Origin of the sequence: Nitratireductor aquibiodomus, from assembly GCF_900105565.1 — a bacterium.
GTDB lineage: Bacteria > Pseudomonadota > Alphaproteobacteria > Rhizobiales > Rhizobiaceae > Nitratireductor > Nitratireductor aquibiodomus.
This window is the reverse complement of sequence record NZ_FNSL01000001.1, coordinates 418314-438610: the sequence shown is the minus strand read 5'-3', so window position 1 is coordinate 438610 and position 20297 is coordinate 418314. Positions and strand designations below refer to the sequence as shown.

The 20297-nt window shown below is 61.0% G+C and carries 16 protein-coding genes and 1 tRNA gene; 12 read left to right on the top strand and 5 right to left on the bottom strand.

From position 1 onward, the window contains the following. The first annotated feature begins 127 nt into the window (after positions 1-127). The 5 genes from BLW55_RS02070 to BLW55_RS02050 all read left to right on the top strand — a co-directional run bounded on the left by BLW55_RS02070 (position 128) and on the right by BLW55_RS02050 (position 5563). Positions 128-203, top strand: a tRNA-Lys gene (locus tag BLW55_RS02070). Between the two features lie 176 nt (positions 204-379). After that, positions 380-1138 carry a cytochrome c biogenesis CcdA family protein gene (locus BLW55_RS02065; protein WP_090326406.1) on the top strand — a complete coding sequence of 253 codons (759 nt, stop codon included), beginning with the start codon at positions 380-382 and terminating at the stop codon, positions 1136-1138. Positions 1139-1415: 277 nt separating this feature from the next. Beyond that, positions 1416-2777, top strand: coding sequence for a bifunctional UDP-N-acetylglucosamine diphosphorylase/glucosamine-1-phosphate N-acetyltransferase GlmU (gene glmU / locus BLW55_RS02060; protein ID WP_090326404.1), 1362 nt, complete (start codon positions 1416-1418; stop codon positions 2775-2777). A 136-nt stretch (positions 2778-2913) separates the two neighbouring features. After that, positions 2914-4737, top strand: coding sequence for a glutamine--fructose-6-phosphate transaminase (isomerizing) (gene glmS / locus BLW55_RS02055; RefSeq protein ID WP_090326401.1), 1824 nt, complete (start codon positions 2914-2916; stop codon positions 4735-4737). A 121-nt stretch (positions 4738-4858) separates the two neighbouring features. Continuing rightward, a complete protein-coding gene (locus BLW55_RS02050) occupies positions 4859-5563 on the top strand; it encodes a DUF502 domain-containing protein (RefSeq protein ID WP_090329861.1) in 705 nt (234 codons plus the stop codon). Here the strand turns inward: BLW55_RS02050 and recG are convergent. Then, a complete protein-coding gene (recG, locus tag BLW55_RS02045) occupies positions 5515-7623 on the bottom strand; it encodes an ATP-dependent DNA helicase RecG (RefSeq protein ID WP_090326399.1) in 2109 nt (702 codons plus the stop codon). The two genes, BLW55_RS02050 and recG, sit on opposite strands and share 49 nt — an antisense overlap. Before the next feature lie 108 nt (positions 7624-7731). Here recG and BLW55_RS02040 point away from each other — a divergent pair, with 108 nt between their 5' ends. Both BLW55_RS02040 and mfd read left to right on the top strand, forming a co-directional pair. Next, positions 7732-8010: an FAD assembly factor SdhE gene (locus BLW55_RS02040; RefSeq protein WP_090329860.1), complete on the top strand. Its 279-nt coding sequence runs from the start codon at positions 7732-7734 to the stop codon at positions 8008-8010. Between the two features lie 12 nt (positions 8011-8022). Next, positions 8023-11526 carry a transcription-repair coupling factor gene (mfd, locus tag BLW55_RS02035; protein WP_090326397.1) on the top strand — a complete coding sequence of 1168 codons (3504 nt, stop codon included), beginning with the start codon at positions 8023-8025 and terminating at the stop codon, positions 11524-11526. A gap of 41 nt (positions 11527-11567) precedes the next feature. Here mfd and BLW55_RS02030 read toward each other — a convergent pair whose 3' ends face one another. Both BLW55_RS02030 and BLW55_RS02025 read right to left on the bottom strand, forming a co-directional pair. Continuing rightward, on the bottom strand, positions 11568-12245 hold the full coding sequence (locus tag BLW55_RS02030; protein ID WP_090326395.1) for a DsbA family oxidoreductase: 678 nt from the start codon (positions 12243-12245) through the stop codon (positions 11568-11570). 11 nt (positions 12246-12256) lie between these two features. Then, on the bottom strand, positions 12257-14092 hold the full coding sequence (locus BLW55_RS02025; RefSeq protein ID WP_177175004.1) for an extracellular solute-binding protein: 1836 nt from the start codon (positions 14090-14092) through the stop codon (positions 12257-12259). Positions 14093-14354: 262 nt separating this feature from the next. Between BLW55_RS02025 and BLW55_RS02020 the strand changes: the two genes are divergently transcribed. After that, positions 14355-14981, top strand: a complete 627-nt coding sequence (locus BLW55_RS02020) for an invasion associated locus B family protein (RefSeq protein WP_090326392.1) — start codon at positions 14355-14357, stop codon at positions 14979-14981. Positions 14982-15059: 78 nt separating this feature from the next. Here BLW55_RS02020 and hspQ read toward each other — a convergent pair whose 3' ends face one another. Further along, positions 15060-15392 (bottom strand): heat shock protein HspQ, encoded by a 333-nt coding sequence (hspQ, locus tag BLW55_RS02015; protein ID WP_007009885.1) that lies wholly within the window; start codon positions 15390-15392, stop codon positions 15060-15062. A 163-nt stretch (positions 15393-15555) separates the two neighbouring features. Here hspQ and BLW55_RS02010 point away from each other — a divergent pair, with 163 nt between their 5' ends. Beyond that, entirely contained in the window at positions 15556-16518 is a 963-nt protein-coding gene (locus BLW55_RS02010; RefSeq protein ID WP_090326389.1) for an AEC family transporter, read from the top strand. Here BLW55_RS02010 and BLW55_RS02005 read toward each other — a convergent pair. Beyond that, a complete protein-coding gene (locus tag BLW55_RS02005) occupies positions 16481-17701 on the bottom strand; it encodes a UbiH/UbiF family hydroxylase (protein ID WP_090326387.1) in 1221 nt (406 codons plus the stop codon). The two genes, BLW55_RS02010 and BLW55_RS02005, sit on opposite strands and share 38 nt — an antisense overlap. Positions 17702-17827: 126 nt before the next feature. Between BLW55_RS02005 and BLW55_RS02000 the strand changes: the two genes are divergently transcribed. From BLW55_RS02000 to pcsA, 3 genes are all read left to right on the top strand, one after another. Continuing rightward, a complete protein-coding gene (locus BLW55_RS02000; protein WP_090326384.1) occupies positions 17828-18718 on the top strand; it encodes a DUF2182 domain-containing protein in 891 nt (296 codons plus the stop codon). A 16-nt stretch (positions 18719-18734) separates the two neighbouring features. Then, the gene (locus tag BLW55_RS01995) at positions 18735-19349 is read left to right on the top strand and encodes a DUF1326 domain-containing protein (protein ID WP_090326381.1); all 615 of its coding nucleotides are present in this window, start codon (positions 18735-18737) and stop codon (positions 19347-19349) included. Positions 19350-19473: 124 nt separating this feature from the next. Then, positions 19474-20199: a phosphatidylcholine synthase gene (pcsA, locus tag BLW55_RS01990; protein ID WP_177175003.1), complete on the top strand. Its 726-nt coding sequence runs from the start codon at positions 19474-19476 to the stop codon at positions 20197-20199. The last annotated feature ends 98 nt before the right edge of the window (positions 20200-20297 follow it).

Below are 20297 nucleotides of genomic sequence, written 5' to 3'. Positions count from 1 at the left end.
GCCCCGGATGGTGCTGGTCGGGAGGAGCGGAAAAAAGTCGGGAGAAAGACACTTTTTTCCGGTTGACCGCTGATAAGCGCCTCTCTATGTTCCGCCGCAATTTCCGGGGTTCGGAAGAACCCGCCGGGAGCGCGTAGCTCAGTTGGTAGAGCAACTGACTTTTAATCAGTAGGTCCAGGGTTCGAGCCCCTGCGCGCTCACCACCATCTCCGTCACACCGCCGTTGAACGTCATTCTCCCGCACAGGCTGGCTGCGCGGGTGCTCATCCGTAGCGACGGTATGCCACGCAAAGGTGATTGGCGTGTGCGGAACCGTCTGCTTATACGGGTGAGTTCTTTCTGCAGCGCGCATTGCGCGGATTTGATTTTGAGATGAAGCATGGCGATTGATGTTGGATATTTGAGTGCCGCAGGTGCGGGCGCGCTGTCGTTCCTGTCCCCGTGTGTCCTGCCGCTCGTTCCTCCCTATCTGTGCTACATGGCCGGTGTCTCGGTGGAGCAGTTCCAGGGCGAAGGCGCAGATGGAACCGGCGCTTCGTCCGGCGGCGCAACGCGGTTTGCGCTCTTTGCGGCATCCGTCTCCTTCGTGCTCGGCTTTACCACGGTCTTCGTGCTTCTGGGGGCTGGAGCGTCCACGATCGGCGCCGTGCTGCGCGCGTGGCAGCAGGAACTCGCCATTCTTGCCGGCATCGTCATCATCATCATGGGGCTGAATTTCCTGGGCGTGGTGCGGATTCCTTTTCTGTCGCGCGAAGCACGCTTTCAGGCGGGGGGAAAACCGGCCACCAGGCTCGGAGCCTATGTCATGGGGCTGGCGTTCGCCTTCGGCTGGACACCGTGCATCGGACCCGTTCTGGGACCGATCCTGACGCTGGCAGGCGGACGCGAGACCGTTGGCGATGGCGCGCTGCTGCTCGCCGTTTATTCTCTGGGGCTTGGGGTGCCGTTTCTTCTGGCGGCACTGTTTTCGGGCAGTTTCATGCGCTTCCTCGCCCGGTTCCGCATGCAGCTCGGGCGAGTTGAAAAAGTAATGGGCGGACTGCTGGTCCTTGCCGGTGTCCTTTTCTTAACCGGCGGCATGCAATCCATGGCTTTCTGGCTTCTTGAAACCTTTCCGGCCCTCGGCAAACTCGGCTGAGAGTGGATTGGTGCCGCAAGGGCAGGATGCTAGGAGCCTGACCCTAGATCGGACGCACAAAGGACGATCTAGACCAACGATGGAGCATCGGAACGATCCGAAAACCGGATTCCACTTTTCGGTCCGATGCTCAAGATCGCCGTGCGTCCATTCGGACGCACAAAGGGCGATCTAAACGATTGATGGAGCATCGGAGTAATCCGAAAACCGGATTCCACTTTTCGGTCCGATGCTCTAAGAAAAGGCGACTCGTCAGAAGCACAACGGATTTCCTTCCATGAGCGAACGCACCTGCCTTTCCGTCATTCTCGCAGCAGGCGAGGGGACGCGGATGAAAAGCGCCACGCCCAAGGTGCTGCACAGGCTCGCCGGGCTGGAAATGCTCGGTCACGTGACACGCGCGCTTGACGGTGCCGGAGCTGGCAACAAGGCGCTGGTCGTAGGGCACGGCGCCGAAGCCGTGTCGAAAGCGGCGGAGGGGTTTGCGCCGGGGGCCGAGACATTCGTTCAATCGAAGCGTCTGGGCACAGGCCACGCAGTGCTCGCAGCCCGCGCGGCGATTGCACGCGGGTATGACGATGTTCTCGTGACCTTTGGCGACACACCGCTCATTTCGCTGGAAGCGCTTCAGACACTGCGCTCAGGGCTGGCCAGGGGAGCCGACATCGTGGTCATGGGGTTTCGCACGGATCGCCCGACCGGCTATGGCCGGCTGATCGAGAATGGCGACGCGCTGATTGCGATCCGCGAGGAGAAGGACTGCTCCGATGAAGAGCGCCGGATAACGTTTTGCAACGGCGGTGCCATGGGCATTGCCGGCAATCGCGCGCTGGAACTCCTTGAGGCCATCGGCAACGACAACGCCAAGGGCGAATATTACCTCACCGATATTGTCGAGATCGCAACCAGTCGCGGGTTGACGGTTCGGGCAATCGAAGCCGATTACGAAAGCGCGCTCGGCATCAACAATCGGGCCGAACTTGCCGCTGCAGAAGCGATCTGGCAGCAGCGCCGGCGCGAAGCCATGATGCTGGATGGCGTAACGCTGATCGCTCCCGAAACCGTTTATTTCGCACATGACACCGTTGTCGGCCGCGACACGGTCATCGAACCGAACGTCTTCTTCGGACCCGGCGTGACGATAGGCGAAAACGTGACGCTGAAAGCCAATTCCCATCTCGAGGAAGCGCGTGTCGACGCGGGAGCCTCAGTCGGACCGTTCGCGCGGCTGCGTCTGGGCGCCGAGATCATGGATGGCGCGAAGGTTGGCAATTTCGTTGAGATCAAGAAGACGCGTGTCGAACCCGGCGCCAAGATTCCGCACCTGTCCTATGTGGGCGACGCCCGGGTTGGTGCGAAGGCCAATCTTGGAGCCGGTACCATCACCTGCAACTATGACGGCTTTTCGAAGCATTTCACCGATATTGAGCCGGGCGCCTTTGTCGGCACCAACTCTTCCCTGGTTGCTCCGGTGACCATCGGCGCGGGTGCCTATGTGGCGTCGGGCAGCGTGATCACGGAGTCCGTACCAGCCGACGCACTCGCTTTCGGCCGCGCGCGTCAATCCAATCGTGAGGGTCTTGGCAAACGTCTGCGCGATCGGCTGGCGGCGCTCAAGGCAAAACGCTCAAAAACTTGATATCCAGGCAATATAGGCATCTGATCAGGCCTGATACGAACTGAAAGACTTGTTGATTTTCATCCCCTTCCTGCGCGCTCTAGAACAATCGCGTGAATCGGGGTTTGATCATTTGGTGGGAGGCTGAGACAGCCATATGTGTGGAATCGTAGGCATTGTCGGACAGACGCCGGTGGCACCGCTCATCGTCGATGCACTGAAGCGGCTGGAGTATCGCGGATACGATTCCGCCGGTGTTGCCACACTGGATCTGGGCAAGCTCGACCGTCGTCGCGCGGAGGGCAAACTCGTCAATCTCGAGAAGAGGCTTGGCGAGGAGCCGCTTGGTGGGACGATCGGCATCGGTCACACACGCTGGGCGACGCACGGTGTTCCCAACGAGACCAATGCGCACCCCCATTTCGCCCAGGATGTCGCTGTCGTTCATAACGGTATCATCGAGAACTTTGCAGAGCTTCGTGACGAACTGAAAGCGGATGGTGTTGCGTTCTCGTCCCAGACCGACACGGAAGTGATCGCACATCTGGTTGCGAGCGGGCTGAAGAACGGGGATGCGCCGCAGGCTGCGGCATTTGCGGCGCTGAAGCGTCTGCGCGGTGCATTCGCCCTGGCAATCATGTTCCGGGGCGACGAAGACATGATCATCGGTGCCCGAAACGGCCCGCCGCTCGCTGTCGGTCACGGCGAAGGGGAGATGTATCTCGGCTCCGACGCCATTGCACTGGCGCCTTTCACCAACGCCATCACCTATCTGGAGGATGGTGACTGGGTGGTGGTGCGCCGTGGCGGCGTGGAGATTTTCGGCATGGACGGCCAACCCGTCGAACGGGCGCGTCAGCAGTCGGTCGGCACCAGCCTTCTCGTCGACAAGGGCAATCACCGGCACTTTATGGAAAAGGAAATCCATGAACAGCCGGAGGTGATTTCCCATACACTCGCCCACTATCTGAACTTTGCCGAAGGCACGGTCGCAGACTTCGACCTGCCGTTCGACTTCGGAAAGATCGAGCGTCTGGCGATTTCGGCCTGTGGCACGGCCTACCTTGCGGGGCTGATCGGAAAATACTGGCTTGAGCGCTATGCACGTCTGCCGGTGGATATCGATATCGCTTCCGAGTTCCGGTACCGTGAAATGCCGCTGCCGAAGAACAGTGCCGCACTGTTCATCTCGCAGTCCGGCGAAACCGCCGATACGCTCGCCTCGCTGCGCTATTGTCGTGGCGAAGGCGTTCCGATCTCCGCCATCGTCAATGTGCGCGAATCGACCATTGCCCGCGAGAGCGACGGTATCTTCCCCACACTGGCCGGCCCCGAAATCGGCGTTGCCTCCACAAAGGCGTTCACCTGCCAGCTCAGCGTTCTCGCTGCACTGACGCTCAGGGCGGCAAAGGCGCGCGGCACGATTTCCGCGGAGGAAGAGCAGTCGCTTGTGCGTCAGCTGTCGGAAGCCCCGCGTTTCGCGTCGCAGGCGCTCAAGCTGAGTTCGGGCATCGAGAAGGTCGCCCGCGAACTCTCCCATGTGCGGCACGTCCTCTATCTTGGGCGGGATACGAACTATCCGCTGGCACTGGAAGGCGCGCTGAAGCTCAAGGAAATTTCCTACATTCATGCCGAAGGCTACGCGGCTGGCGAACTGAAGCACGGCCCCATCGCGCTCATCGATGAGCAGATGCCGGTGATCGTGATCGCCCCGCATGACCGCATTTTTGAGAAAACCGTCTCGAATATGCAGGAAGTCGCCGCCCGTGGCGGGCGGATCATTCTGATCACGGACGAGAAGGGCGCGAAAAACGCAACGCTCGACACGCTGGAGACGGTGGTCCTGCCGGACGTTCCCGAGTTCGTTGCGCCGATCATCTACGCGCTGCCAGTCCAGATGCTGGCCTATCATACGGCGGTCATCATGGGCACGGATGTTGATCAGCCGCGCAATCTGGCGAAATCGGTTACGGTCGAATAGCGAAAGAGGGACTGTCATATAGCGGCCCGAATTCCTATTCTATTGTTCAGCCTGGTGGCGTAGTGTCCACCGGGCTGTTTTTCGTCAATCCATCATATTCGAGGCCCGTTTCCACATCATGATGACTCGCCTGCGCAACTACTTCCTTACGGGCTTCATTGTCACCGCGCCGCTGGCGATCACGGCCTATCTCGCCTGGTCGATGATCGGCTGGGTCGATTCCTGGGTCAAACCCTACATCCCGTCCCGCTACAATCCGGACAATTACCTGCCGTTCGCAGTTCCCGGGTTCGGCTTGATCGTCGCGCTGATCATGATCACGCTGATCGGGTTTCTGACCGCCAACTTCATCGGGCGCACCATTCTTGCCACAGGCGAAAACGTTCTCGGGCGCATGCCGCTCGTACGCAGTGTCTACCGTGGCTTGAAGCAGATTCTTGAGACCGTGCTTTCGGAACGGTCCGACACCTTCAAGAAGGTCGGACTGATCGAGTATCCGCGCAAGGGACTGTGGGCTTTGGTGTTTATCGCCACGGAAACGCGGGGCGAGGTTCAGGCGAAGATCGACGACGATGCTGGGCAGACCATCGCCGTGTTTCTGCCGACCACGCCGAACCCGACCTCCGGTTATCTGCTCTTCGTTCCCAAGAAGGATGTGATCGAGCTCAAGATGACCGTTGAGGAGGGGGCAAAACTCGTCATATCGGCGGGTCTTGTCGCCCCGGAGTATCACGCAAGGACCGCCGCTCTCGCTGACGAAGCAAAGGAAACCGGTTCTCAGCCGGCACGCAGCAAGCGGATGGCCTCGTCGCGTCCGAACAAATAGAGCAGCAACCGCAGTGCCTCGCCGCGCGGGGACTGGAGTTCGGGATCGCGTGACAGGACAAGCCGTGCATCGTCACGGGCGGCCTGCAGCAGGTCCACATGGGCCTCGATCCGTGCGACGCGGAACCCGGGCGTTCCGGACTGCTTGGTGCCCAGAAGATCGCCTTCACCGCGCAGTTTCAGGTCTTCCTCCGCGATTACGAACCCGTCCTCTGTGTCGCGCATCACCTCAAGCCGCCGCGTGGCCGTTTCCCCGAGCGGCCCCTTGTAGACAAGCACGCAGGAAGAGGCGAGGGCGCCACGGCCCACGCGCCCGCGCAGCTGGTGAAGCTGGGCGAGGCCGAAGCGCTCGGCATGTTCTATGACAATGATCGTCGCGTCCGGCACATCGACGCCCACCTCGACCACCGTCGTGCCGACCAGAATGCGTGTTTCGCCGGTCTTGAAGGCGCGCATCGCCTCGTCCTTGTCGGCGGCTTTCATGCGTCCGTGAATGAGCCCGACGGCGTTCCCGAAGACTTTCTGCAGCGCAGCGTGGCGGTCTTCGGCCGACATCAGCTCAAGTTCTTCCGATTCCTCGACGAGCGGGCAGATCCAGTAAACCTTCTGGTCCTCTGAAAGCGCTTTCCTGAGCCGGTCGACCAGTTGCGGGAGACGCTCCACCGGCAGTGTCACGGTGCGGATTGGCTGTCGCCCCGCGGGCTTTTCAGTCAGGCGCGAGACATCCATGTCGCCAAACGCCGAGAGCACGAGCGTGCGCGGGATCGGGGTTGCCGTCATGACGAGCATGTCCGGCGCATTGCCCTTTGCGGTCATGGCCAGCCGCTGATGCACGCCGAAACGATGCTGCTCGTCCACGACTGCAAAGGCGAGATCGCGGAACTGGACCGTTTCCTGGAAAAGTGCGTGGGTCCCGATCACAAAATCGACCGCGCCCGATGCGATTTCATCGAGAATGCGCTGGCGTTCCCTGCCTTTTTCACGACCGGTCAGAACCGCGATCCGTAGCCCGGCAGATTCGGCCAGCGGTGCGATTGTTGCCGCGTGCTGGCGGGCGAGGATTTCCGTCGGCGCCATGAGAGCCGATTGTCCGCCCGCTTCCGCCGCGCGTGCCATGGCAAGAAGTGCCACCACTGTCTTGCCCGCGCCCACATCGCCCTGAAGCAGGCGAACCATTCGCTCCGGGCTCGCCAGATCCGCGTGGATGTCCTGCACGGCCTCTTCCTGTGATCGCGTCAGTTGATAGGGAAGGGCAGCCCGGATTTTCGCTTCGAAACGCCCATCACCCGCTAGCGGACGACCTGAGAGGCGCTTGACCTTCGCACGCACCAGTGCCAGCGAAAGCTGTCCGGCAAGGAATTCGTCATAGGCGATGCGCCGCCAGTAGGGATTTTCAGGCTGGACGTCCTCCGGTGCGTCCGGATCATGCAGCCTGTTCAGCGCCTCGCTGAAAGCCGGCATCCGGTTGCGGGAGAGAAAGCTCTCATCCTGCCATTCCGGCAGGTCGGGGAGGCGCTCCAGCGATTGTGCAATTGCCCGGCGCAGGACTTTTGCCGAGAGACCGGCCGTCAGTGGGTAAACCGGCTCGAGCGTCGGCAGTGTGTGCGCCTCTGCCACCGGAACGACGAAATCGGGATGCACCATGGATGCGCGTCCGTTGAACCATTCCATCCGTCCGCTCACCAGAACCTGCTCGCCTTCCGGAAGGATTTTTTCGATCCACGGCGCGCGGGCGTGGAAGAAGGTGAGGGCGATCTCGCCAGTTTCGTCGAAGGCGAAGACACGGTAGGGCACGTTCCTGCGGCCGGGCGGAGAAGGGTGGTGACGTCCGACCGTCAGGTCGAGCGTAACGATTGTTCCCTCTGCAGCGTTGGCAATGCCGGGTCGGTTTCGCCGGTCAATCAGCGAATGCGGAAGCACGAAGAGAAGATCGCCGACACGAAGTTCCCGCCCCGCGACATCGCCGGGAACGATGTTTGCCATGAGGTCGGCCAGTTTCGCGCCGACGCCGTCGAGCGTCGTGACAGGAGCGAAGAGAGGGTCGAGAACGGAAGGGCGCATCCTGTCATGATTAAGGCCCAAATTCGGCGACGCAAGGCTGACAGACGCTCATGCACACGCTATATCCGCCCGGGCGACCGACCGCCGCAGACCATGAAGGCGAAACCCATGACAGGCACAACCCGTTCCAGCCACGATCTCGACCCGCGCCGACGCCGCGCGCTTGTGCGTTCCTGGCGGCGCGGCATGCGCGAGATGGATCTGGTGCTCGGCGGATTTGCGGATGCTGAGATCGACCGTCTGAGCGACGAAGAAATGACCGAGCTTGAGGCCATTCTCGATGTTCCGGACACGAATCTCTTCAAATGGGTGACGGGCGAGGTGGCGGTGCCGCCGGAGTACGACACGCCTCTCTGGGCGCGCATAACCGCATCGCACGGGCGCTGAGGTTCAACGCTGATGAGTTTGATGGATTCGCCAAAACTGCCGCGTCAGGGCGTCGGTGCGCTGACAGTTGATGGTGTGGCCGACGGGTTCGAGGCTTTTGCACTGGCAGCCGTCGCCCGCGAAGTGGCGCCCGATGGCCCGACGATTTTTATCCTGCGCGACGGGCAGCGTCTGCCTGCGCTGGTCGACACGCTGCGCTTTGTCGATCCGGGATTGCCCGTGCTCGACCTGCCGGCCTGGGACTGCCTGCCCTATGACCGCGTGTCACCGGGCGGGGATGCGGCCGCGCGGCGGCTCGCCGCGATGGGGGCGATGGCGGAGCTGCGCAGGAAACCGCACCGTTCTTTGGTGATCGTGAGCGCCAATGCGCTGTTGCAGCGCATGCCGCCGGCAGATCAGATCGGCGCCCAGGGCTTTTTCGCGCGTCCGGGCAATCAGGTCGACCTGACCGCGCTCACGGCACGCCTTGAAACCAGCGGGTTCGAACGCGTTTCGACAGTGCGCGACGTGGGCGAATATGCGGTGCGCGGCGGAATTCTGGACCTCTTCGCTCCTGGCTGGGATGAGGCGCTACGGCTCGATTTCTTCGGCGACACGCTCGAATCGATCCGTGCCTTCGACGTTGCCACCCAGAGGACGACGGGGCAGCGCAAGGAGATTGCGCTTCAGGCCATGAGCGAGATCACGCTCAGCCCGGAGGTCATCAGCCGGTTTCGCCGCAATTATATCGAGACTTTCGGCGCGCCTTCACGCGACGATGCGCTCTATGCGGCCGTGAGTGAGGGCAGGCGTTTTGCGGGCATGGAACACTGGTTGCCACTCTTCCATGAGCGGCTCGACAGCGTCCTCGATTATCTTCCCGAGGCTCCGATCGTGTTCGATCATCTGGCGGAAGAGGCGCTGGGTGAGCGTCATGCGCTCATCGTCGATCACTACGAGGCACGCCGCGCACAGATGGAGGGTAGCGAGCTTGGCGGAGCGGTGCCTTACAAGCCGGTCGCGCCGGAAACGCTTTATCTCGATCGGGAAGAGGTGAGTGCTGCATCACGCGACAGGCGTGTGATTCATTTCACTCCCTTTGCAACGCCGGAGACGAGCAAGGCCCGCATCCACCATGCGGGCGCGGAGGCTGGGCGCAATTTTGCCGAGGAGCGGGCCGATCCCAATGCCAATGTGTTCGATCATGCGGTCAGGCATATCGGAGCGCTGCGCGCCAGCGGCAAGCGCGTTCTGATCGCGGGCTGGAGTGAAGGTTCCGCCGAGCGGCTTTCGCAGATCCTGGCCGAGCACAATCTTGGCAACGTCGCGCGTATCGAAACGCTGGCAGAGCTGGAAAAGCTTCCAGAACAGCAGGCAGGCATCGGCGTTCTGCCGCTGGAAACCGGGTTCGAAACGGCCAGACTGGCCGTCATCGGCGAACAGGACATTCTGGGCGACCGTCTGGTGCGGCGCGCCAGGAAGCGCAAAAAGGCGTCCGACTTTATCTCCGAAGTGGCAGCCCTTTCAGCCGGAGACATCGTCGTTCACGCCGATCACGGCATCGGCCGGTTCATTGGGCTCAAAACCATCGAGGCCATGGGTGCACCTCATGACTGCCTTGAGCTGCGCTATGCCGGCGATGACCGGCTGTTCCTGCCGGTCGAAAACATCGAGCTTCTGTCGCGCTACGGGTCGGATGGGCCGGACACCATGCTCGACAAGCTGGGCGGTGTGGCCTGGCAATCGCGCAAGGCGAAGCTGAAAAAGAAGCTTCTGGAGATGGCGGGCCATCTGATCCGCATTGCCGCCGAACGCGAGATGCGGCCCGGCGTCAAGCTTGCACCGCCCGAGGGGCTTTATGGCGAGTTTGCCGCGCGCTTTCCCTATGAGGAAACCGAGGACCAGCAGACTGCCATTGATGCGGTGATCGACGATCTGGGCTCTGGCCGGCCCATGGACCGCCTGATCTGCGGCGATGTGGGGTTCGGCAAGACGGAGGTGGCGTTGCGTGCGGCATTCGTGGCCGCCATGGAGGGGCTGCAGGTGGCCGTGGTCGTGCCCACGACGCTGCTTGCCCGCCAGCACTTCAAGACCTTCCGCGACCGGTTCGCCGGTCTGCCCCTGCGTGTGCGGCAGGCCTCGCGTCTGGTCGGCTCGAAAGAGCTCGCCGAAACCAAGAAAGGCATCGCCGATGGCACGATCGACATCGTGGTCGGCACCCATGCGCTTCTGGGTAGCTCCGTCACCTTCAAGAATCTCGGCCTTCTGATCATCGATGAAGAGCAGCATTTTGGCGTCAGGCACAAGGAGCGGCTGAAGGATCTCAAATCGGATATCCACGTGCTGACACTGTCGGCCACGCCGATCCCCCGCACCCTCCAGCTGGCGCTGACCGGCGTGCGCGAGCTGTCGCTCATCACCACGGCACCGGTGGATCGCATGGCCGTGCGAAGCTTCATCTCGCCGGTCGATCCACTCGTCATCCGCGAGACGCTTCTGCGCGAGCGCTATCGCGGCGGGCAGAGCTTTTATGTCGTCCCGCGGGTCTCCGATCTGGCGGAAGTCAGGGAGTTTCTGAGCGAGCACGTGCCGGAACTGAAAGTTGCGACAGCGCACGGGCAATTGGCGCCGGGCGAACTCGACGACATCATGAACGCCTTCTATGACGGTCAGTATGATGTGCTTCTGTCCACGACCATCGTCGAGTCCGGCCTCGACATCCCGACAGCCAACACGCTGATCGTACATCGGGCGGACATGTTTGGCCTGGCGCAACTCTATCAGCTGCGCGGGCGCGTGGGCCGCTCGAAGGTGCGCGCCTATGCGCTCTTCACCCTGCCGCCAAACCGGACGTTGACCGCCACGGCCGAACGGCGCCTTAAAGTGCTCCAGTCGCTCGACACGCTCGGCGCAGGATTCCAGCTTGCAAGCCACGATCTCGACATTCGCGGTGCCGGCAACATACTGGGCGAGGAGCAGTCCGGTCACGTCAAGGAAGTTGGCTATGAACTCTACCAGCAGATGCTGGAAGAAGCCGTTGCCGAGCTGAAGGGCACGGAAGAGGCCGTAGACACTGGCTGGTCGCCGCAGATCACGGTCGGCACGGCGGTGATGATTCCGGAAGCCTATGTTTCGGATCTGCAGTTGCGTCTGGGGCTATACCGCCGCATTGCAGAGCTCGAAACGCCTGAAGAGATCGATGCTTTCGGCGCCGAACTCATCGACCGTTTCGGCCCGCTTCCGCAGGAAGTGGAGCATCTGCTCAAGATCGTCTTCATCAAGGCTCTGTGCCGCAGGGCCAATGTCGAAAAGCTCGATGCCGGCCCCAAGGGGACCGTGGTGCATTTCCGAAATCAGGAATTCCCCGAACCGGTGGGGCTCGTTCGCTTCATCGGCGAGCAGGGATCGCTCGCCAAAATCCGGCCCGACCAGAGCATCGTCTTTATCCGTGACTGGCCGACGCCCGAGAAGCGGCTTGCCGGTGCTGCCGTCATCATGACGCAGCTCGTGCGACTGATCCAGAAGAAGGCGGCCTGACAGGGCGGGCGGCGACCGCTTGTCTTACCCCGCCTCAGAGGTCACGCCTGGCCGTTGTCCAGCGTGCCGTCAGCCTTGGCCTGTGCCACCTGGCGGATGGCATCGGCAAGTGTTGCCGGTTCCTGCGCTCCCACCACCGCATACCTGCCCTCAAGCAGGAAGCACGGCACGCCGGTGACACCCATCTGTTGAGCGGTCGCGATCTCCTGTTCGACCTCGGTCCGGTCGGCGTCGGTCGCAAGCAGCGTCTCGACCACCGCAGCGTCCATCCCTGCCTCTTTTGCGGCCTGGATCAGGACGGTGGCATCCCCGATATCCGCGCCTTCCTCGAAGTAAAGCGCGAAAAGGCGGCCGACGAGGCGATCCTGCACGCCCGGTTCCGCCGTTGCCGCCCAGCGGATCACCCGGTGTGCGTTGAGCGTATTGGGTGAAAGCGCAATGGCGTCGAAATCGAAGGATATCCCCTCGGCCTCTCCGATAGTGCCAAGCTGCTCGTGCATCTGTCGGATACGGGCTTCATCGCCAAACTTGTCGGTGAGATAATCCCGCCGGCTCTTGCCTTCTGGCGGAATGGTCGGGTCGAGCTGGAACGGTCGCCAGCGCAGATTGACGGAAATCTCTGGAACTGCCTCCAAAGCCTTTTTCAGACGTGCGCGCCCCACATAACACCAAGGGCATACGGCGTCGGAAACGACGTCGATCGTAACAGGAACAGTCATGGTCTCAGGCTTTATTCAGCGTCTTTGTTGTGCCACCAGGTCTGCAGCTTGTATCCGTAAAGCGGTGTCTTCTCGGGATGCGCCAGATCGCTCCAGTAGGCGACCCATTCGTCGCTGTCATGCTGCATGGGCACGACATAAGCGCCGGACATCAAAAGCCGGTCGAGCGCGCGCACGGCTGCTGCATAATCGTCCATGTCCCGCGCATTGAGCATCGCGTCGATCATCGCATCGATCGCCGGATCGGCCGCGCCTGAAAGGTTGAACGTGCCTTCCGCCTTCGCAGCTTCAGAACCCCAGCGGTTGATCTGCTCGATACCGGGTGACAGCGAACCGGAAAAGCCCACGGAGGCGATGATCACGTCGAAGTCGTAGCGTTGTTTGCGCTGCTGGGCCTGTGAATCGTCCAGCAGGCGGATCGAAACATCTATGCCGATCTTCTTGAGCACTCTCTGAAAAACGGCGGCCAGTTTCTCGCCTTCCTCGGAGGTCACGAGGATTTCGAAGGTGACGGCCTCGCCATCGGCATTCACCAGCGCATTGCCTTCGAGGCTGTAGCCGGCCTGCTGAAGCATCTGCAGCGCTTCGCGCATTTCACCACGCCCGATGGGCGCCCCGGCCATCTCCGCCTTGCCATAGGTCCCGTCCATGACGTCCGGCGTCACGCGGTCGGCAAAGGGTTCCAGAAGCGCGCGCTCGCGCTCGTCGGCGGGCTTTCCAAGGGCGGAGAGATGCGATCCCTGCCAGTAGCTGAGCGTGCGCTCATATTCGCCGCGCAACACGTTTGTGTTGACCCAGCCAAAATCATAGAGCTTGGAAAGTGCGCGACGCACCTGCGGATCGGCGAATTTTTCGCGGCGTGTGTTGAAGAAAAAGCCCGTGACCGCGGGCGGGATGCCATTGGTGAAGGTTTCGCTGACGACCTTGCCTTCGCGGGCAGCCGGAAAATCGATGCCGCGCTGCCGGCGCACCGGGTCGGATTCTGCATAGACCGAGCAAATGCCCTTCTTGAAGGCCTCGATAAGCGAATTTGCGTTCAGAAAGTACTCGATGGTGACCTTGTCGAAATTGTCGAAACCGCGCTTCGACGGGATGTTTTCGCCCCAATACTCTTCGTTTCGGGTGAAGACGATGCGCCGACCGGGCTCGACCTCCGAAATACGATACGCGCCGCTGCCGATCACCGGTTTGAGCGTCGTCTGATCGAAGGTTTCGATGTCGAATGCGTGTTCCGGGATGATCGGGGTCATCGCAACGATCAGCGGAAACTCGCGATCCGCCTTGTCGTTGAAGGTGAAGCGTACACTGCGATCGCCGGTTTTCTCGATTTTCTCGATCTTTGCCATGCGGCTGGAGTAGGGCGGGCGTCCCTTGTCCGTGTACGCCTCGTAGGTGAAGATCACGTCTTCCGGCGTCACATCCGTTCCATCCGACCATTTGGCGTCCGGATTCAGGTTGAATTCCGCATAACTGCGCGCCTCGTCCATCTCCACGCTTTCTGCCAGCAGGCCGTAGAGTGAAAAGGGCTCGTCGGCACTGCGCATCATCAGGGATTCAAACACCAGATTGCCGAAAATGGTGTCGATTACGCCGCGCGCCGTGGTGCGCATGCTTTTGAGAATGAAGGGATTGAGATTGTCAAAGGACCCCACGACGCAATAGGTAATGTCGCCGCCCTTCGGCGCTTCGGGATTGGCGTAGGGGAAATGCGAGAAACCGGCCGGCAGTTCAGGTGCACCGTGCATGGCGATGCCATGTTTCGGCTGCTCATCCGCCGCGACAGCCGCACCTGTTGCGATCACACTCGCCAACAGGGCGAAACAAAGGGGTTTTAGGGCTGCAGACATTGAGACACCTTGGCCGGGAATTGCGCGTTTCCATGATTCGCCGGGGAGCCTAGCACACAGTGTGACCTTTTCCGGGCTTCCGGCAGATCGTGTGATGTTTGCCGCACACTGTCATAAAGTCCAGGGAAATGCGCGGACGGACTGGATTCGCACCGCATGGCGGTGTAACACGCGGCCAAGGGTCATGCTGTCGCCGCATTTTAACAACAGGTGACGCAGTGATCGATATTCTGGCGCTGTGCATTTAGAGGAACTGAGCCATATGAAAAGCCTGAACGCGAAAGCAATCCGCACCCTGTTCGCCCTTGCCGGCGCCGCCTGCGTGGCCGCAAGCGGAATTGGTGTTGCCGCCGCGCAACAGCAGCAGCCGCCGCAGGGCTGGTTCAAGGCCTGCACCAAACAGGAAAACGTGGATATCTGCAATGTGCAGAACGTTCTCGTGGCGGAAACCGGCCAGATGATCACAGGCGTCAGCCTGATCGAAGTGAAGGGCAAGGTGAACCGCAAGGTCTTCCAGATCACCGTTCCGACCGGCCGCATGGTGCCTCCCGGCATCGGCCTGCAGATCGACGGTGGCCAGACCCAGAAGATCGACTACGCGATCTGCCTGCCGGATCGCTGCATCGCGGAAGCCCCGCTGACCGATCAGCTCGTGGCTTCCTTCAAGCGCGGCTCGGAACTGACGCTCACCTCCGTCAATTTCCAGAACCAGCCGAACCCGATCAAGATGTCGCTGTCCGGTTTCACCAACGCCTATGACGGCGACCCGCTGCCGCAGTCCGACATCGAGGACCGCCAGAAGAAGCTTCAGGACTTCGTGAACAAGAACAACGAAGAGTTTACCGAAAAGCTGCGTGAAGCTCAGGAGAAGGCCAAGAAGGCTGAATAGTCTTCATTCTCCTTCGGAATCTCATTAAAAAACAGGGCCTTCGCGGCCCTGTTTTCATATGCACTTCAATAAAAGCAGTCAGTGATGCATGCGCTCGCGGGGCTCGTAGTGACCGTCGCCGGTCTCCACGAAGAATTCTGCGAGCTGCGGGTGCCGGACGGGCACGCCGGATTCATCGGGCATCAGGTTCTGCTCCGAGACATAGGCCACATATTCCGTCTCCTCGTTCTCGGCGAGGAGGTGGTAGAATGGCTGGTCCTTGCGCGGACGCACTTCTTCCGGGATCGCCTGATACCAGGCTTCGGTGTTGTTGAATTCGGGATCGACATCGAAAATCACGCCACGAAAGTCGAACACCCGGTGGCGGACGACCTGACCAATGCGAAATTTTGCAGTTCCAATAGTTTGCATAATTGTACCTCTGGCCCCTATGTGGCGCAGCCGCCGCCACAATTCAATCCCGCAGGCTTGACGGGCAGGGCATGCGCGGGCTAGCCGCCATCTATGGGCGAAACGTTTTCAACCTGCCTCTGCGGGTGAGCGAACCGAGCGGTGGCCCAGACAGGGATGGGCCATGACCGGTGTCACAGGACTTGTTCTGCCGTTTTTCGGATTGATCTTCATCGGCTATGCGGTGGCACGGCTGAAGCCCCATCCGGCCGACGCGCTCGGCTGGATGAACACGTTCGTCATTTATGTGGCGCTTCCGGCTCTCTTTTTCCAGCTTCTTGCCAAAACGCCCATCGAGCGTCTCACGGAGTGGGGCTATATTTTCGGCGCGGTCGCCTCCACCTATATCGTCTTCGCCATCATGTTTGCCGGTTCGCTTCTGATCAGCCGAAGCTCGATCGCTGAAAGCACCATCAAGGGGCTTGCCGCCAGCTACGGCAATATCGGCTATATGGGGCCAGGCTTGGCGCTGCTTGCCTTCGGCGAAGAGGCAGCAGTTCCCGTGGCGCTGATCTTCTGCTTCGAGAACATGGTCCACTTTGCGGTTGCGCCGATGATGATGGCGATCTCAGGCGGCAGCGGCCAGAAACCGGGGCGGCTGGCTCTGGAAGTGGTGCGCAAGATCGTGCTCCATCCGTTTATTGTGGCAACAGCGGCAGGCGTGGCCGCGGCAGCGATCAATTTTGCCCCGCCATTGCCCGTTGAGCGGCTGCTTGCCTATCTGGCATCGGCTGCTGCTCCCTGTGCGCTCTTCGCCATGGGGGTCAGCCTGGCGCTCAGACCGCTGAAGCGTGTCCCGCACGAAGTCGGCGCCATCGTTTTCCTCAAGCTCATCCTCCACCCGGCCATCTGCTATGTCATGCTGAGCTGGGTCGGAAACTTCTCTGAGAGCTGGGTATTTTCAGCCGTACTTCTTGCCTCGCTGCCCACGGCAACCAACGTGTTTGTCATAAGCCAGCAATACGGTGTCTGGATGGAGCGCGCTTCGGCAAGCGTGCTCATCACCACGCTCGTGTCGGTCGGCACGGTAACAGCGCTCCTCTACGCCATCACGAACGGGCTCCTGCCGCCGGACCTTTTCCCTTAAACGGCAGAAGCGCGGAGAAGCCGCTGCCGGGCCGCATGCCTTCGCGCATGAAGAGGGCGCGCAGCGGCGGAATGCTTCCGATGACACTGAGCCCGGCGCTGCGGGCAATCTGTGCGGGAAGAAAGCCCGAAAGAAGCGAAGCATTCAGAAGGTTGACCGAGTTGCTCCGGGCAAGAATATCCGGGCGCCTGGCAGCGTGATAGCGGCTCATGGCGGCAGGTGACCCGGGATCGTCGGGAAAAGCACTGGCCACGGCCACGAGGTCCTCGACGTCCCGAATGCCCAGATTGAGCCCCTGTGCCGAGATGGGTGGGAAAACATGCGCCGCCTCACCGACAAGCGCCACCCGGTTCTGTCCGAAGCGCGACGGCATCAGCGTGCCGAGCGGATAAATCTGGCGGCCGGGTTCCACGGTGACGCGGCCCAGCATCGACGAAAGCCGTTCCTCGACCCTGCGCGACAGCTCTTCGTCGCCGAGTGCGTTCATCGTCTCGGCATCTTCGGGGTTCAGCACCCAGACAAGGCTCGAACGCATTCCGGGGAGGGGGACCTGTGTGCAGGGGCCGCTCTGGGTGTGAAACTCGGTCGATACAAAGCCGTGCTCACGCGCATGCTTGAAGTTGAGCACCAGGGCGGCCTGGGGAAGGGCTCGGGTCTTGGCAGAAATACCGGCGGCTTCCCGCGCCGGCGAGCCGCGCCCGTCGGCGGCCACCGCAAGCTGCGCCACAAGGCGTTCGCCGTTTCTAAGCGTTGCGGTCACGCGGTCGCTTTCGCAGGCCCATTTCTCTACAAGGCTTTCGTGCCAGTCGATCAGGGGCGAGGTTCTTGCCGCCTCTGCGAGCTCTTCCGTCAGGCGCGCATTGGGGATGTTCAGCCCAAAAAACTCTTCGCCGATCTCGCCTGCATGAAAGGTCACCGTCGGGCTGCGGATGAGACGCCCCGTCGCGTCCACAAGCCTCATGGCGCGCAGCGGCGCGGTTTCCGGCAGCAGCCGGTCAAGTATGCCAAGGGGCTCGATCAGGTCGAGCGACGGGCGCATCAGCGCCACGGTCCTCCGGTCACGCCCCTCGGGGACGGGGCCCACAAGCGTTACCGCGTGGCCGTGATGCGCGAGCATCAGCGCGGCGATCAGGCCGGCTGGCCCTGTCCCTGCAACGAGTATCCTGCGGTTGCGATCGCTCACGGCTTTCCATCCATCTCTGTTTCTGTCTTGATCGACAGCAGCGCTTCCTGTCTTTGTCATGATGGGTCGGTTCGGCGCAAGCTTCAACGTGGCGAAAGAACCCAGTCTGGTGGATGAGGTTCGGATGTGAGTTGCAAGGATGACGATCTGACTGCTCTGGCGGGTTCCGGGCGCACCGTGCACCGCATGGCACGTCTGGCTTATCCGCTTTCGCTGTCTGCGCTTTGTCTGGCCATTGCAGCGTCCTGGGCCGTTCTCGCACTCATGGGCGTGAGGATCGCCGCCGTCGACCCGCGGGCGGCCGGGCCGGGGGCGGCCTTGCTTGAACACATTCCCGACATCGCATTGCCGGCTTCCTTCGAGACTTTTTTGTCCCTCTGCCTTGCTCCGGTCGGCGCCGGCAACGGCTGGACGGCCTTCTTTCTTCTCGCCTTCATGTGGTTCCTGATGGCGGTTGCCATGATGCTGCCGTCGGCTGCGCCGTTGGTCCGCACCTATTGCGAGATTGCCGATACCGCCGCCCGAAAGGGTGAAAGCGTGGTGCATCCCGTCATTCTCGTGGCCGGGTATCTCTCCGTCTGGCTGGCGGCATCGTTCGGTTTCGCAGCATTGGCACTCGGTGTCTTCCGAAGCTTCAATGGCGAAACTTTCCTGTCTCCCTGGACGGGCCATGCCGGCGCAATTGTTCTCGCCATTGCCGGATTTTATCAGTTCTCCGCCTTGAAAGAGGCCTGCCTCGTCAAGTGCCGCAATCCCTTTGCCACCCTTTTTGGCCGCTGGAGCACACGCCCTGCCACAATCTACCGGCTCGGCCTGCAGCAGGGGCTCTGGTGCCTCGGCTGTTGCTGGGCGCTTATGCTGGTCATGTTGGCCGTTGGCCTCATGAATGTATTCTGGATGGCGCTTCTCGGCGTGTTCACGCTGGTCGAGAAATCTGGTCATAGCCGCGTTTTCACACGCGTTTCGGGCGCGCTCCTTCTTGTGTGGGCGCTTACGCTTCTTGTAATCTCACTTTAGAAGAGGGGCCGATGCCATGGGAAAGAAAGACTGGGCGCTGAAAGGCGAGCTGGTACTGTCGTGCAATTGCACCGTGTTCTGCCCCTGCGTGCTTTCGTTGGGCAACCATCCGCCCACCGAGGGATACTGCCAGACCTGGGCCGGGTTTCGGATAGACCAGGGGCACTACGGCGAGACGGACCTTTCCGGCCTCAATCTCGGACTTGTCATGGAGATTCCGGGCTATATGAGCCGTGGCAACTGGACAGCGGGCATCTTCCTGGATGAACGCGCGTCGATCTATGCGGAAAAAGCCATCGGCAAGATATTTTCCGGCAAGGCCGGCGGGACGACGGGGCTTCTCTCCATTCTCGTGGGGCAGTTTCTGGGCATTCAGCGGGCGCCGGTTCACTATGAAACCGACGGGAAGACCCGCATTTTCCAGATTCCGAAAATCATCGACGGCGCCATTACGCCGATCGCAGGTAAGGATGCCGACGGCGACACGGTCATCACCAATTCGCAATACTGGATCGCGCCGGAGATTACCGTTGCCCGATCCGAGAAGAGCCGCATGCGCGCCTTTGGCCGCAACTGGAATTTTGCCGGGCGGTCGGCAGAGATATGCCCGCTCGACTGGCGAGGACCTTAAAGCAATTTCAGGAAAAGCGGGAACCGGTTTTCCGTTCGGAATTGCGCAAAAACAAGAGGATAGAGCGTTTTTTGCGATTTACGAAAAGCGAAAGCGCTCTGGGGTCAGGACCTGGGCACAGAGCATGAAGACTAAAAAAGTCACGGCCCCGCAGGCCAAAGCGTTTTCCGTTCACCTTTTGACGGCATCCGGATCCTTTCTCGCTTTTCTGTCGCTGGTCGCTGCCAGCGAAGGGCGGTGGGTTGCCATGTTCTGGTGGCTCGGCTTCGCGCTGTTCGTCGACGGGATCGACGGGCCGATTGCGCGCAGGCTCGATGTAAAGCAGGTTCTGCCCACCTGGTCGGGCGACATGCTCGACAACATCATCGACTATGTCACCTATGTCCTCATTCCCGCGTTCGCGCTCTACCAGAGCGGATTCATGGGCGAGGGGCTTTCCTTCCTGTCGGCGGCGATCATCGTCGTTACCAGCGCGATCTATTATGCCGATACCGGCATGAAGACCCGGGAGAATTTCTTCAAAGGTTTTCCCGTGGTCTGGAACATGGTGGTCTTCACCCTGTTCGTGGTGGAGCCGGGTGAATATGTCGCGTTCGCCGTTGTTCTCATCTCGGCTGTGACGACCTTTCTGCCCGTCTTTTTCCTCCATCCGGTGCGCGTGCAGCGACTGCGCGCGCTCAATCTGACCATCTTCTTTGCCTGGTGCGCATTCGGCGTTCTTGGTCTTGTTCAGCATCTCGATGCGCATCCGCTGGTTCGGATCGGCATCGGCGCCACCGGCGTTTATCTCTTTGTGATCGGGGGCATCATGCAGGCTTGGCCGAATCTGGGCAAAGGGCGTAATGAGTAAAGGGGCCGTCGCGTTTGAAGCTCTTTCAAGCAAAGCGGCTCTAATTAACGACAAAGCCGTCTGCCTATGATCGAGTTGGGAACAAAATAAAAATGTCC